Here is a 12,740-nt window from a genome sequence, read left to right on the forward strand (position 1 = left end):
ACGACACGGGCGCCGTTTCCGTCAGGGAAACGACGCCCGTGCTCGCGTGGAGGGGGTGGGGTTTACGCCACGCCGGCGTTCAGGAAGATGCCGCCGTCGACGACGAGGGTCTGGCCGGTGATCCAGTCCGACTGTTCCGAGGTGAGGAACGCAGCGGTGCCGCCGATGTCGGAGGGCACGCCGAGCCGGGCCAGCGGGTAGGCGGCGGCCGCCTCCTCCTCGCGGCCCTCGTACAGCGCCTGGGCGAACTTGGTCTTCACCACGGCCGGGGCGATCGCGTTGACCCGCACGCGCGGCGCGAACTCGTGCGCCAGCTGCTGGGTCAGGTTGATCATCGCGGCCTTGCTGATGCCGTACGCGCCGATGAAGGGCGAGGCCGAGAGCCCCGCGACGGAGGAGATGTTGACGATCGCGCCGCCGTTGTCCTTCTGCCAGGCGTGCCAGGTCTTCTGCGCGAAGCCGAGCGCGGAGACCACGTTGGTCTCGAAGACCTTGCGGGCCACCTCCAGGTCGAGGTCGGCGATCGGCCCGAACACCGGGTTCGTACCGGCGTTGTTGACCAGGAAGTCGACGCGGCCGAAGGCGTCCATGGTGCGCTCGACGGCGGCGGCCTGGTGCGCCAGGTCGTGCGCCTTGCCGGCGACGCCGATCACCCGGTCGGCGCCGAGCTGTTCGACGGCCTCCTTGAGGGCCTCCTCGTTGCGGCCGGTGATGCAGACCCGGTCGCCACGGGCGACGAGGGCCTCGGCGACGCCGTAACCGATGCCGCGGCTGGCGCCCGTGACGAGGGCGACCTTGCCGGAGAGTTCCACAGTCATGTTTCCCGGTTCCCTAGTCGAGCGGTCCGCCGGCCACGTACAGCACCTGGCCGGAGACGAAGCCGGCGGCCTCGTTGGTGAAGAAGGCGATCGCGTTGGCGATGTCCTCTGGCTCACCGACGCGCGCGACGGGGATCTGGGTGGCGGCCGCGGCCTTGAACTCCTCGAAGCCCATGCCGACCCGGGCGGCGGTCGCGGCGGTCATGTCGGTGGCGATGAAGCCGGGGGCGACGGCGTTGGCGGTGATGCCGAACTTGCCGAGCTCGATGGCGAGGGTCTTGGTGAAGCCCTGCAGACCGGCCTTGGCGGCGGAGTAGTTGGCCTGGCCGCGGTTGCCGAGCGCCGAGGAGGAGGACAGGTTGACGACACGGCCGAAGCCGGCGTCGACCATGTGCTTCTGGACGGCCTTGGTCATCAGGAACGAGCCGCGCAGGTGCACGTTCAGGACCGTGTCCCAGTCCGAGGCGCTCATCTTGAACAGCAGGTTGTCGCGGAGCACGCCCGCGTTGTTGACGAGGATCGTCGGGGCGCCGAGCTCCGCGACGACACGGGCGATCGCCGCCTCGACCTGGGTCTCGTCGGAGACGTCCGCGCCGACCGCGATCGCCCGGCCGCCCGCCGCGGTGATCTTCTCGACGGTGTCCTTGCAGGCGGCCTCGTCGAGGTCGACGACCGCGACCGCGCGACCCTCCGCGGCCAGTCGCACGGCGGTGGCGGCTCCGATGCCGCGGGCCGCGCCCGTGACCACGGCGACCCGCTGCTCAGTGGTGGACATTGCTGGTTCTCCTCGCCCTTGAGAAAGCCTGTTGCGCCCGGGGTGGGCGCGGGATGCGCCCGACTGGTGAGCGACCGCTTAGTACCTTCGGCAGACGTGACGCTAGAAGCCCTGGCACCCGGTGTCAACGCCACACGTCGCCGCTGTGATCCATTACCTCACCAGCAGGTCCAGCAGCCGCTCCGTCTCGGCGGCCGGATCGGCGGTCAGCCCCGTGTGCACGGGGCCCGGCTGCACGATCGTCGAGCGTGGCGCGATCAGCCAGCGGAAGCGGCGTCCGGCGTCGTCGCGCGCCGCCTGTCCGGCCGACGCGCCGCCCGCGCACACGCCCTCGACCGCCCGCAGGGCGGCCCGCACCCCGGCCACGTCCGCCGCCGGGTCCAGCGCCAGCAGCCTCGCCTCGTCGAGGTGGGTGCGGGCGCCGACGTAGTCCTGGCCGCGGCAGTAGACCAGCACCCCCGCGTTGATGCACTCGCCGCGCTCGACCCGCGGGACGACGCGCAGCAGGGCGTACTCGAAGACGTCCCGGCCCCCGCCCTGGCCCGGCCTGATGATGTGGCGCTCGGTCACTTGGTCCCCTCGATGCGGTCGTGGATGACGGCGGCGCGCGTGAGGAGCGGCGCCGCGTAGGCGCGCCGGAGCGCGTCCGGGGTGTCGAAGCCGGGTTCGTCCGTCAGCCAGACGTCGGGGATCTCGGCGGTGACCTCGGCGAGGAGGTCGGCGGTGACCCGCGGGGCCAGCTGTGCCGCCGCGGCCTCGACGTCCGGCCCGAAGGGAGCGAGGGCGTGGTCAGAGGCGTCGTAGGGGCGGGCCGCGGAGGTCTCGGCGGTGGGCCAGTTGTGCTGCCAGATCATGGTGGCGCCGTGGTCGATGAGGACCAGCTCACCACGGTGCACCAGGAGGTTGGGGTTGCGCCAGGACCGGTCGACGTTGTTCACCAGCGCGTCGAACCAGACGATCCGGCCGGCCTCCTCGGGGCTCACCGGGAAGGCGAGCGGGTCGAATCCGAGGGCGCCGGAGAGGAAGTCCATGCCGAGGTTGGATCCGCCGCTGGACTTCAGCAACTCCTGCACCTGCTGGTCGGGTTCGCCGAGGCCCAGCAGGACGTCGAGCTCGACCGTCACCAGCCGGGGCACCCGGAAGCCGAGCCTGCGGGCGAGCTCACCGCAGACGACCTCGGCGACGAGCGTCTTACGGCCCTGTCCGGCGCCGGTGAACTTCATGACGTACATACCGAAGTCGTCGGCCTCGACGAGTCCCGGCAAGGAGCCGCCCTCGCGCAGGGGGGTGACATAGCGGGTCGCGGTGACTTCCTTGAGCATCGCCCCAGGTTACTGGGCCTGGGGCGATGCACGGCCGACAGCTTGGCGACAGCTCTGGCTTACGCCGCGCTCATGCCGAACGGGTCAAGATCTCGACACTGTCCGGACTTGGCGCGGGCGCTGAACAAGCGGTGCCCGCGGCTCGTACCTCTCGGCAGATCCACGCGACCCCCCTGGAAGGGAACCCCCAGCATGACCAGCGCATCGATCAAGTCCGCGTCGGGGCCTGCCCGCCGTGCCGTCGTGGCAGCAGCCGGAGCCGCGGGGCTCTCCGTCGCGCTGACCGCCTGCGGAGGCTCCGACGACGACTCGTCGAGTTCGTCGTCGTCGGCCGGCGCCTCGGGTTCCACCGGCTCCACCGGCTCCACCGAGGCCGCGAGCACCGGCGGCACGGGCGGCGGGGACAGCGCCGGGGCCGGCGCCGCGCTCACCAAGACGGCCGACATACCCGAGGGCGGCGGCAAGGTCTTCGCCTCCGAGAAGGTGGTCGTCGTCCAGCCGACGGCGGGCACGTACAAGGCGTTCTCCGCCGTGTGCACCCACCAGGGCTGCGCGGTGAAGTCCATCTCCGACGGCGTGATCAACTGCCCCTGCCACAACAGCAACTTCTCGATCACGGACGGCAGCGTGAAGAGCGGTCCCGCGCAGAAGCCGCTGCCCGAGGTCAAGATCAACGTCAGCGGCGACTCGATCACCCTGGCCTGAGTCCCGGTCCGCTTCGGGCGGTTCCCCGGAGGCGGGCCAGCACCTCGTGAGTGGTCGCGACCGTGGCGACCAAGGCGAGGGTGTGGCGGATCATCGCGGGGGTGTAGTCGGCCGGCACCCCCGCGACGGCGTCCGACGGCACGACGGCCGTGTAGCCCCGGTTGACGGCGTCGAAGACGGTGTTGGGGATCGCCACGTTGGCCGAGACCCCGGTGACGACGAGCGTGCGGCAGCCCATGTTGCGCAGCAGAGGGTCCACGTCGGTGCCCTGGATCGGGGACAGTCCGTGCAGCCGCCGTACGACGAGATCGCCCTCGGCGACCTTGATCGGCGGCGCGACGCGGACGGCGGCGGTGTCGGTGAGCTGCTGGACGGGGAGCCGTTCGGCGGCGCGGAACAGGCGGGCGTTGCGGTTGGCGCCCCGGCCGTCGGGACGGCGTTCGGCGACGGCGTGGATCACCTGGACGCCGCTCTCGTGCGCGGCGTCGACCAGCCGGGCGACCCGGTCGAGGACGCCCGACTCCCGTGCCTCGCGGGCGAGTTCGGGCAGCGCGGCGTCAGGTCCCACGACTCCCTGCTGGCACTCCACCGTGAGCAGGACGGTGCTCGCGGGATCGAGGAGCTCGCTGAGCACGTCGTACGAGGACACGGCTCCTCCTGAAGTCGCTGCGGGCGGGCGACACTAGTCACCGTTGCGTGAAGAGGGAAGAAGACCCATCCTTTTCTGACGCAACGTCAAATTTCAAGACAGGACAAGAAATGGGGGCCGGATGACCGTCACTCAGCGCCGGGGCCGGAAGATCATGATGACGCCGGGCGAGCTGGACGCGTTCCTCACCGTCCACCGCACCTGCCGCGTCGCAACCGTGTCCACCGACGGCGCCCCGCACGTCAGCGCCCTGTGGTTCCTCTGGGACGGCACCGCCCTGTGGCTGTACTCGGTCGTGCGCAGCAAGCGCTGGACGGACCTGCGCCGCGACCCCCGGGTCGCGATCGTGATCGACACGGGCGAGGAGTACGACGCGCTGCGGGGCGTCGAGCTGTCCGGCGCCGTGGAGTTCGTGGGCGAGATCCCGCGCACCGGGCAGCTGTGCGCCGAACTCGACGCCGTGGAGACGCTGTTCGCGCGCAAGAACTTCGGCCTGGACGCGATGCCTCACGACGGGCGGCACGCGTGGGTGCGGCTGAAGCCGGAGAAGATCGTGTCCTGGGACTTCCGCAAGCTGGGCGGCGCGTAGTCGCGCGGCGCGCAGCACCGATCGGCTCGGCTCAACTCACGGACTCCCCCGCCGTCTTGAGCGCCTCGACCGCCGCCCGGATCGACGGGCGGCGGTCGGCGTCCGCCCGCCAGACCACGTACACGTGCCGGCGCACCCGCTGCCGCAACGGCACCGTCACAACCCCCTCGGGCACCGGGTGACGTCCGAGCAGGGGGATGATGCACACCCCCAACCCCGCTGCCACCAGCCCGAGTTGGGTGTGCGTCTCGGCCGCCCGATGGCCGACGATCGGCTCGATGCCCCGCGAGCGCAGGGTGAACATCAGCCACTCGTGGCAGAACTCGCCCTCACCCCAGGTGATCCACTCGTCGTCGGCGAACTCCCCGAGGTCCACCTCGTCCCGCCCGGCGAGCGGATGCCCGGCCGGTATCGCGACCTCGGCCGGGTCGTCGAGGATGGGCGCCTTGACCAGCCCGTCCGGAACCGGCATCGGCTTGTTGTACCAGTCCAGGACGACGGCCAGGTCGAGGTCGCCGCGCACGACGCCGGCGACGCCGTGCTCCGGCTCCAGCTCGCACGAGCGCAGCCGCAGCCCCGGGTGCGCCTTGCGCAGCTCGGCGAGCGCGACGGGAAACAGCCCGCGTGCCGCCGTCGGGAACGCGGACAGCCTCAACTCCCCCACCACCTGGCCGCGTTGGGCCTCCAGATCGGACTGTGCGAGCTCGACCTGCGACAGGATCCGGCCCGCGTGCTCGGCGAGCAGCCGCCCCGCGTCCGTCAACCGCACTCCCCGCCCGTGCTTGGCGAGCAGCTGCTGCCCGACCTCCCGCTCCAGCTTGGACAGCTGCTGCGAGACGGCCGACGTGGTGATGTGCAGGCCCATGGCGGCCCCGCTGACCGATCCGTGCCGGGCGAGGGCGTCGAGGGTGCGCAGGCGCTCCAGGTTCAACATGTAAGCAATGCTACGAGGTATCGCTTGAAAATTCTCGATTGTGCTACGCGGTAAGTCTCGGCACCCTTGACCCATGCCCATCGCCACGCCGCCGGCCGCCCCCGGCTCGTCCTCCCTCGAAGCCTGCGAAACCCCTGTCCGGGCGGGAGCCCCCGCCCACCCCCGGCGCACTCTCGACTGGCGCCTGCGCTTCGGCGCGCTGTCGCTGATCTGGGGTTTCAGCTTCCTGCTGATCAAGGTGGGCACCGAGGGCTACGCCCCCTTCCAGGTCACGCTGGGCCGGCTGCTGTTCGGCACGACGGTGCTGGCGGCCGCGATGGCGGTGAAGCGGGAGCGGCTCCCGCGCGGGGCGCGCACCTGGGCGCATCTGACCGTGTCCGCGTTCCTCCTCAACGCCCTGCCCTTCTCCCTCTTCGCGTACGCGGAGCTGACGATCCCGTCCACCCTCGCCGGCATCTGCAACGCGACCTCACCGCTGTGGGGCATGGCCCTGTCCCTGGTGGCCCTGTCGGAGGACCGGCCGACCCGGCTGCGCGTCGCGGGCCTGGGCCTCGGCTTCCTCGGCGTCCTCACGGTGCTGGGCGCCTGGCAGGGCTTCCACGGCCTGGACGCCCGGGGCACGACCCTGGCCCTGCTGGCCTCGCTCAGCTACCCGATCGGCTGGATCTACCTGCGCCGCACCCTGGCCCACACCGGCTCCTCGGCCCTGTCGATGACCGGCGCGCAACTGTTCCTGGCCACCGTGCAACTGGCCGTGGTCACCCCGCTGTTCACCGCCTTCCCGACCCACTTCCCCGTCGCTCCCCTGCTCGCGACGGCCGCTCTGGGCGCGCTCGGCACGGGCCTCGCCCTGCTCGTCCAGTACGGCCTGGTCGCGGAGGTCGGCCCGACGACGGCCCAGATGGTCACGTACTTCATCCCGGTCATAGCAACGGCGGCGGGAGTCGCCCTGCTGGGCGAACACCTGAGCTGGTCGACGCCGGTGGGAGCAGCCGTCGTCCTGGCGGGAGCGGCATTGACCCAGGCGAGGGGCAGGTCGTGAGCCCGGGCGAGGCGCCGCGCCCAGGGGCCGCGGGGAACCGCGCGACAAGCCACAGCGCAGTCGCAGTCGCAGAACAAGCCCCGCCTCTACGGGACAGCCCTTAGGCATGATTCCGCAATGGTGACGGCCCCACCGCGGAAGCGATCACACCGGCCAGAGCCTCGATCTCCTCCTCCGCCAACGTCGACACGGTGATCCGAATCCCCGGCGGAGAGGCCATCCGGAACCGCGCCCCGGGGGCGACCGCCCAGCCCGCATGCAGCAACCGGGCGACAGCCCCCGTCTCGTCCGGCACGGGAACCCAGACGTTCATCCCACTGCGCCCCCGCGCCTGGACCCCCCGCCGGGCGAGCGCAGCGATCAGCGCGTTCCGCCGGTCGCCGTACGCCGCCGCCACCGCCCGTGCGTCGACCGCCCCGTCGGCCATCAGCCGCAGCACCGCCCGCTGGATGATCCGGCTGACCCAGCCGGGACCCAGCCGCTGCCGCCCACGCACCCGGTCGAGCGTGACGTCGTCCCCGGTGAGGACGGCGAACCGCAGGTCGGGACCGTACGCCTTGGCGGCCGAGCGCACGAAGGCCCAGTGCCGGGTGACGCCCGCGAGGGGGTGCAGGGGGAGGTCGACGATCCGATGCCCGTGGTCGTCCTCGACGAGCAGGGTCCCCGGGTGTGCCCGCAGCACGGCGCGCAGGGCACGCGCGCGGGCGGCGCTCACCGCCGCACCGGTGGGGTTCTGGGCCCGGTCGGTGACGATCAGGCCGCGGGCCCCGGCCTCCAGGGCCCGGCGCACGTCGTCGGGCAGCGGTCCCTCGTCGTCGAGGCCGACCGGCACGGTGCGCAGCCCAAGCGCCGGCACGAGGTCGAGCAGCGAGCCCCACCCGGGATCCTCGACGGCCACGGTGTCGCCCGGCCTCAGATGCGCGGCGAGGACGCGCTCGATCGCGTCCAGGGAGCCGGAGGCGACGGCCACCGGTCCGGCCGGCACGCCGTCCGCGTCCAGCTCGGCCCGGGCCAGGCGGGCGAGCTCGGGTTCCACCGGCGCATGCCCGTACAGAACCGGCTCCCGGTCGCCCTGCGCGGCGGCCCATGCGAACGCCGGCGCCAACGGCGGCAGCAGAGCCGTGTCCGGGTTGCCGGCCGCGGCGTCCCGCACGCCCTCCGGCACCTCCACCCGAATGAACTCGCGCCCGGTCGTGGCGGGCTTCGACCGCACCCGGCTGCCCCGGCGGCCGTCGGTCTCGATCACCCCGCGCTCCCGCAGGGTGCGATACGCGGCCGCGACGGTGTTCGGGTTCACCTCCAGCGCGGTCGCCAACTCCCTCATGGGAGGCAGCAGTTGCCCCGGACTCAGTTCACCCGCACCCACCGCCGCCTCGATGCTCGCGGAAATGTCTGCTGCGCGCCGACCTTTGATCGGATACTCTCCTAGCACAAAGTCTATTATGCACTAGTGCAATGGAGAGCGCCATGCAGGGGTCCCCCGAGACGACGACACAGGCCGCCGCCTACCTCCCGACCGGCCGCACGATCCCCACGCGGAGCTCGGAGCGGGCCTCGTACGACAAGGATCTGGTGCACGCCATACTCGACGAGGGCTACGTCTGCCACCTCGGCTTCGTCCGCGACGGCGCGCCGGTGGTGCTGCCGACGCTGTACGCCCGGGTCGGCGAGACGCTCTACGTGCACGGCTCGACGGGCTCGCGCCCGCTGCGGATGACGGGACAGGCGGACCCGGGGCTGGCCGTGTGTCTGACGGTCACGCATGTGGACGGTCTGGTCCTGGCCCGCTCGGCGTTCCACCACTCGATCAACTACCGCTCGGTCGTGGTGCACGGCATCGCCCACGACGTCACGGACCCGCAGGAGAAGCGGACGGCGCTCGACGCCCTCGTCGACCACGTCGTCCCGGGCCGGGCCGCCGACTCGCGCCCCGCCAACAAGAAGGAACTGGCGGCGACCGCGGTGATCCGCCTCGACCTGAACGAGGTCTCGGCCAAGTCCCGCACGGGCGGCGTGAACGACGAGCCGGAGGACCTCGCCCTCCCCCACTGGGCCGGCGTGCTCCCGCTGCGCAAGGGCTACGGCGCTCCCCTCCCGGAGGCCGACCTCGCCCCCGGCACCGAACTCCCCGACTACCTCGCGGTGTTGTGATGCTCATCCATCCCTGGGACGCGCCTCGCGAGGACGCCGAGTGGCAACAGTGGCTGTCCGCCCATGACTTCGGCCAGCTCGCCGTCAACGGACCGTCGGGCGAGCCCCCGTTCGTCCAGCCCCTGCACTTCGCCTACGACCCCGACGGGGGCGACGCCGTCACCCACCTGGCCCGGCCCAACCCGCTGTGGTCCGCCCTGGAGGCACATCCGACGGTGACGCTGAGCGTCGTCGACGATTACGTCTTCGTCCCCGGCCCGTGGCAGGCGCCGCCGGGCGCCCCCGCCGAGCACGGCACCCCGACGAGCTTCTACACGGCGGTCCAACTCCGCTGCACGGCGCACATCGTGGACGACCCGGCCGCCAAGGCCGAGCTGCTCCATCGCCAGTTGGGCCACTTCCAGCCGGAAGGCGGCTCGGCCCGGCCCACGGTCGGCGAGGAGCCGTACGGCCGCATGCTCTCCGGCATCCGAGGCATCCGGCTCGAAGTGACCGCCGTGCGAGCGAAGTTCAAGTACGCGGCCCACCGACCGCCCGAAACCCAGGACCGCATCGCCACGGGCCTGACCGCCCGCGGCGGCCCGGGAGACGCGGCGGCCCTCGCCCACCTCCTGCGACGTCGCCGGGCCTGACGGCCCGGGGGCGGGCGGGCGGTCGCCTTGAGCACCGCCCTCAGCCCTGCTTGCCGTAGAGCCGCCGTCCCGGCCCCAGCGCCGGGTGAGGAGGGTCATCGCGCTGTACCCGGCGGCGGACACCGCTGCGAAGTACGCCGTCTGGAAGACCGCGAGCCCCAGGCCGGTGATCGTGGTCCGGCGTGCCCTGCGGCGCAGCAGCTCGGGCGTCGGCACGGGCGACGTGGAGGTTGCGGCGCGCGGCCGCAGCAGGGGACGGGCGGCCAGCAGCACGACCAGCCCGGCCGCGCAGCGCCAGAACGACAGGGCGACGGCGCCGGCCGTACCCCAGGCGGCGCCCGCGCGATCAGGTAGAGCAGGGCCCGCCGCACGGACAGGGAGACCACCGTTCCGCCCGGCAGCGTCTGCCGGGCGGGCTCGGGAGAGCCCGCCTCAGGCGGCCGGAGGCGGTGGAACGAGTGCGTTCGAAGACATGATCGGCGCCCTAGGTCGTGTCCGCAAAGTCCCGCCTGGCTCGCGACGCCCGGCACGCCCGCTCGCCGCGTTGTCGGGATCGCCCACGTACACCCGGTACGAGGGCGACCCTCCGCCTTGCGATCGCACGCACCGGACGCCGCGAGCCCTGACCTCCGGGCAGCCGGCGCTACTTTGCGGACACGACCTAGGCGGCCGTGCCGCGGGCCGACAACTCCCTTTCGGGACCACCGGCGGCCACCGGCTCCGGGGAGCTCTTGGCGGGAGCGGACGACTGCGCGATGAACGCGCCGAGCAGCACCACCGCGCCGCCGACGATCTGCGGCGCCGAGAGATGCTCCCCCAGCAGCACCCAGGCGAGGACGGTCGCGATGACCGCCTCCAGACAGGCCACCACGCCCGCCACCTGCGGGGAGAGCCGACGCACGGAGACCACGCCGGTGACGTACGCGACGACCGTCGCGATCAGCACGATCCAGGCGAGCAGCAGCCAGGCGGGGACGTCGGCGCCGTTCATCGCCGCGGTGTGCGCGAGCACGGCCCAGTCCATGCCCCAGGGGCGGGCGACGACGGTCAGCACGACGGCGCCCACGAGGAGGCCGTACGCGATGACGCCGAGCGGATCGGGGGCGTCGTCGCCCAAGGCGCTGCCCTGGTCGGACAGGACGAAGTAGCCGACCTGACAGCAGGCCGCGGCCAGCGCGAGCAGCAGTCCGACGGCGTCGAAGCTCAGCCCCGACCAGACCTCGACGACACAGGCCAGCCCGCCCACCGCGAGGACCACGCCGAGCGCGGCGGCCCGCGTCACCGGCCGCCGCTGCACGAACCGCACCCAGCCCAGCACGAGGGCGGGCGCGAGGTATTCGACGAGCAGCGCGACGCCGACCGGGATCCGGGATATCGACGCGAAGTAGAACGCCTGCACTCCGGCCACGCCGAGCAGACCGAACCCGGCGAGCAGCGCGGGCCGGGTGCGCAGCAGCGCGCGATGACGCACCGCGAGCGGCAGCATCACCAGGGCCGCGCCGGTCACCCGCAGCCACACCACGTGCAGCGGGTCCAGGCCCGCCTCGATCAGCGGCTTGGCCGCGACCCCGGATCCGCCGAAGGCGATGGCCGACCCGACCGCCAGACCGAGTCCGATGCCCTTCCCGCGGTTGCCCTGACTGCTCACAGACGTATGCACGGCCACATGATGACAGGCGACGACATGAGCGTCATCCCCGTTGACACCTGTCTCATCGGCTGGACGGGTCGCAAAGGCCGGAAGGGTCGCCCTCGGAGCGAGATAAGGGTGCTCAGTAGGCGGGGCCGCCGCCTCCGACGTACGCCTCGCGGCCGTCCAGGCCGTCCTCGTCGGGCTCTTCCAGGCCGTCCTCGATGCGTGCGCGCAGCTCGTACACGTCGACGCCGGCGTGGGTGAGGACCTCGACGGCCCGCGCCTGCGGGTCCGCGACGATCGCCGCGAGCAGGTCGACGCCCCGGGCCGGCGCGCCGTCGCGCCGGTCGGCCCGTGCGCACGCGTGCTCCAGCGCGGCCGCGACCAGCGGCGAGAAGCCCTCGACGACGGTCACGACGGGCAGTGCTCCGGAGTCCTCGACGCCGCTCTGCCAGCTCAGGCCGTAGCCGATGCTGCGCTGGACGAGGTAGCCGAGCAGCCGGGCGAGCTGGGGTCCGCCGCCGAAGGCCGCGCGGGCCTGGGGGTCATGCTCCAGGAGCGAGTGCAGGACGTGGGCGGTGTCGATCTGCCGGTCCCCGTCCCGGACCGCCCGCCTGCGGGCGGCGGCGAGCGCCGCCGCGGACTCGGCGCCGAACCGGGGATCGTCGTCCATGGCGTGCGCCGCCTGTTCGCGGGGCGTCTGCCGGGGAATGCGGGGTTGCACATCCCCACCCCATCAGTCCCGGCAGGGCGCCGTCATCCCCGGAAGGGAGCATCTTGGGGTCCCACGCAGAGCGGACCGTGGACGTCGTAATCTCCTCCCTACGGATGAGATCGGGCCGATTCCCCCTCAGGGGCGCGCGCCGCCTTGCCGCACACCCCTCACTCAACCGTCTTCCGGCACTTCCTGACGGTCCGTCAGTATTGAATGTTCGAGTCGGTGGAGCTACGTTCCGCGACACCGCAGCCCGAGTTGCCCGATGCAGAGCCCGACACAGAGCGATACGAAGAGGTGGACGCATGGCCGAAGTCAGCGCGGAGGCACGCATCCAGGCGCCGGCCGAGAAGGTGTGGGCCCAGCTCACCGACTGGCCGGCGTACGGGGCGTGGAACGCGACCCACACCAACTTCCCCGGGGGCGGCCCCGAGACCCTCGAGGTGGGCGCGACCTTCCAGGAGAACATGAAGCTGATGGGCTTCCCGGCGGAGGTCGAGTGGACGGTCGCGGAGCTTGAACCGGCCCGGGTGCTGGTCATCCGCGGCAAGGGCCCGATGGCGGTGTCCGTCGCCACGCGCTACACCCTCACCCCCGACGGCGACGCGACGAAGGTCCGCATCGACGGCGAGTTCACGGGCGCGGCCGTGTCACTGATGGCGGGCAAGCTGAAGGACTCGGGGACGGCCGCGCTGAACGAGTCCCTGCGCAAACTGGGCGGCCTGGTCGCCTGACGCGAAGGCGCCCCGTGGAGACTCCACGGGGCGCCTCGCCC

The 12,740-nt window shown here is 72.4% G+C and carries 15 protein-coding genes and 1 pseudogene; 6 read left to right on the top strand and 10 right to left on the bottom strand.

All coding sequences use genetic code 11. The features are described 5' to 3' along the window. Nucleotides 1-62: 62 nt before the first annotated feature. From ACIBAF_RS11030 to ACIBAF_RS11045, 4 genes are all read right to left on the bottom strand, one after another. Nucleotides 63-818 (bottom strand): SDR family oxidoreductase, encoded by a 756-nt coding sequence (locus ACIBAF_RS11030; RefSeq protein WP_399462871.1) that lies wholly within the window; start codon nucleotides 816-818, stop codon nucleotides 63-65. A 13-nt stretch (nucleotides 819-831) separates the two neighbouring features. Further along, a complete protein-coding gene (fabG, locus tag ACIBAF_RS11035) occupies nucleotides 832-1,593 on the bottom strand; it encodes a 3-oxoacyl-ACP reductase FabG (RefSeq protein ID WP_399462872.1) in 762 nt (253 codons plus the stop codon). 153 nt (nucleotides 1,594-1,746) lie between these two features. Continuing rightward, nucleotides 1,747-2,163, bottom strand: coding sequence for a DUF3037 domain-containing protein (locus tag ACIBAF_RS11040; protein WP_399462873.1), 417 nt, complete (start codon nucleotides 2,161-2,163; stop codon nucleotides 1,747-1,749). Continuing rightward, entirely contained in the window at nucleotides 2,160-2,915 is a 756-nt protein-coding gene (locus ACIBAF_RS11045; protein ID WP_399462874.1) for a HipA family kinase, read from the bottom strand. The genes ACIBAF_RS11040 and ACIBAF_RS11045 overlap by 4 nt, the downstream gene beginning before the upstream one ends. Nucleotides 2,916-3,107: 192 nt before the next feature. Here ACIBAF_RS11045 and ACIBAF_RS11050 point away from each other — a divergent pair, with 192 nt between their 5' ends. Next, complete coding sequence (locus ACIBAF_RS11050) at nucleotides 3,108-3,620, top strand: Rieske (2Fe-2S) protein (protein ID WP_399462875.1); 513 nt, start codon at nucleotides 3,108-3,110, stop codon at nucleotides 3,618-3,620. Here ACIBAF_RS11050 and ACIBAF_RS11055 read toward each other — a convergent pair. Beyond that, nucleotides 3,607-4,269, bottom strand: coding sequence for an isochorismatase family cysteine hydrolase (locus tag ACIBAF_RS11055; RefSeq protein ID WP_399462877.1), 663 nt, complete (start codon nucleotides 4,267-4,269; stop codon nucleotides 3,607-3,609). The genes ACIBAF_RS11050 and ACIBAF_RS11055 overlap by 14 nt on opposite strands. A 121-nt stretch (nucleotides 4,270-4,390) precedes the next feature. Here ACIBAF_RS11055 and ACIBAF_RS11060 point away from each other — a divergent pair, with 121 nt between their 5' ends. Next, a complete protein-coding gene (locus ACIBAF_RS11060) occupies nucleotides 4,391-4,858 on the top strand; it encodes a pyridoxamine 5'-phosphate oxidase family protein (protein WP_319672631.1) in 468 nt (155 codons plus the stop codon). Between the two features lie 31 nt (nucleotides 4,859-4,889). Here the strand turns inward: ACIBAF_RS11060 and ACIBAF_RS11065 are convergent, their stop codons facing one another. After that, entirely contained in the window at nucleotides 4,890-5,792 is a 903-nt protein-coding gene (locus ACIBAF_RS11065) for a LysR family transcriptional regulator (RefSeq protein WP_399462878.1), read from the bottom strand. A 73-nt stretch (nucleotides 5,793-5,865) separates the two neighbouring features. Here ACIBAF_RS11065 and ACIBAF_RS11070 point away from each other — a divergent pair, with 73 nt between their 5' ends. Beyond that, entirely contained in the window at nucleotides 5,866-6,834 is a 969-nt protein-coding gene (locus ACIBAF_RS11070; protein WP_399462879.1) for a DMT family transporter, read from the top strand. 100 nt (nucleotides 6,835-6,934) lie between these two features. On the opposite strand, the gene ACIBAF_RS11075 is transcribed toward ACIBAF_RS11070, so the two are convergent. Continuing rightward, nucleotides 6,935-8,266, bottom strand: a complete 1,332-nt coding sequence (locus tag ACIBAF_RS11075; protein WP_399462880.1) for an aminotransferase class I/II-fold pyridoxal phosphate-dependent enzyme — start codon at nucleotides 8,264-8,266, stop codon at nucleotides 6,935-6,937. A 35-nt stretch (nucleotides 8,267-8,301) separates the two neighbouring features. On the opposite strand from ACIBAF_RS11075, the gene ACIBAF_RS11080 reads away from it, so the two are divergent. Further along, complete coding sequence (locus ACIBAF_RS11080; protein WP_399462881.1) at nucleotides 8,302-8,985, top strand: pyridoxamine 5'-phosphate oxidase family protein; 684 nt, start codon at nucleotides 8,302-8,304, stop codon at nucleotides 8,983-8,985. Beyond that, on the top strand, nucleotides 8,985-9,617 hold the full coding sequence (locus ACIBAF_RS11085) for an FMN-binding negative transcriptional regulator (protein WP_399462882.1): 633 nt from the start codon (nucleotides 8,985-8,987) through the stop codon (nucleotides 9,615-9,617). The genes ACIBAF_RS11080 and ACIBAF_RS11085 overlap by 1 nt, the downstream gene beginning before the upstream one ends. Nucleotides 9,618-9,701: 84 nt before the next feature. Here ACIBAF_RS11085 and ACIBAF_RS11090 read toward each other — a convergent pair. The 3 genes and pseudogenes from ACIBAF_RS11090 to ACIBAF_RS11100 all read right to left on the bottom strand — a co-directional run. Next, nucleotides 9,702-9,994 (bottom strand): annotated as a pseudogene (locus tag ACIBAF_RS11090) (EamA family transporter); the annotation flags it as partial. 284 nt (nucleotides 9,995-10,278) lie between these two features. Beyond that, nucleotides 10,279-11,283: an EamA family transporter gene (locus ACIBAF_RS11095; RefSeq protein WP_399462883.1), complete on the bottom strand. Its 1,005-nt coding sequence runs from the start codon at nucleotides 11,281-11,283 to the stop codon at nucleotides 10,279-10,281. A gap of 106 nt (nucleotides 11,284-11,389) precedes the next feature. Next, on the bottom strand, nucleotides 11,390-11,974 hold the full coding sequence (locus ACIBAF_RS11100) for a Clp protease N-terminal domain-containing protein (RefSeq protein ID WP_399462884.1): 585 nt from the start codon (nucleotides 11,972-11,974) through the stop codon (nucleotides 11,390-11,392). A gap of 296 nt (nucleotides 11,975-12,270) precedes the next feature. Here ACIBAF_RS11100 and ACIBAF_RS11105 point away from each other — a divergent pair, with 296 nt between their 5' ends. Beyond that, entirely contained in the window at nucleotides 12,271-12,699 is a 429-nt protein-coding gene (locus ACIBAF_RS11105; RefSeq protein ID WP_399462885.1) for an SRPBCC family protein, read from the top strand. Nucleotides 12,700-12,740 lie beyond the last annotated feature (41 nt).

Source organism: Streptomyces sp. NPDC051677 (assembly GCF_044453465.1).
Taxonomy (GTDB): Bacteria; Actinomycetota; Actinomycetes; order Streptomycetales; family Streptomycetaceae; genus Streptomyces.

Bases quoted from the DNA above. Each gene is read 5' to 3' on its own strand.
- ACIBAF_RS11030 (WP_399462871.1), bottom strand. From the start codon at position 818: ATGACTGTGGAACTCTCCGGCAAGGTCGCCCTCGTCACGGGCGCCAGC.
- fabG (WP_399462872.1), bottom strand. From the start codon at position 1,593: ATGTCCACCACTGAGCAGCGGGTCGCCGTGGTCACGGGCGCGGCCCGC.
- ACIBAF_RS11045 (WP_399462874.1), bottom strand. From the start codon at position 2,915: ATGCTCAAGGAAGTCACCGCGACCCGCTATGTCACCCCCCTGCGCGAG.
- ACIBAF_RS11050 (WP_399462875.1), top strand. From the start codon at position 3,108: ATGACCAGCGCATCGATCAAGTCCGCGTCGGGGCCTGCCCGCCGTGCC.
- ACIBAF_RS11060 (WP_319672631.1), top strand. From the start codon at position 4,391: ATGACCGTCACTCAGCGCCGGGGCCGGAAGATCATGATGACGCCGGGC.
- ACIBAF_RS11065 (WP_399462878.1), bottom strand. From the start codon at position 5,792: ATGTTGAACCTGGAGCGCCTGCGCACCCTCGACGCCCTCGCCCGGCAC.
- ACIBAF_RS11070 (WP_399462879.1), top strand. From the start codon at position 5,866: ATGCCCATCGCCACGCCGCCGGCCGCCCCCGGCTCGTCCTCCCTCGAA.
- ACIBAF_RS11080 (WP_399462881.1), top strand. From the start codon at position 8,302: ATGCAGGGGTCCCCCGAGACGACGACACAGGCCGCCGCCTACCTCCCG.
- ACIBAF_RS11085 (WP_399462882.1), top strand. From the start codon at position 8,985: ATGCTCATCCATCCCTGGGACGCGCCTCGCGAGGACGCCGAGTGGCAA.
- ACIBAF_RS11105 (WP_399462885.1), top strand. From the start codon at position 12,271: ATGGCCGAAGTCAGCGCGGAGGCACGCATCCAGGCGCCGGCCGAGAAG.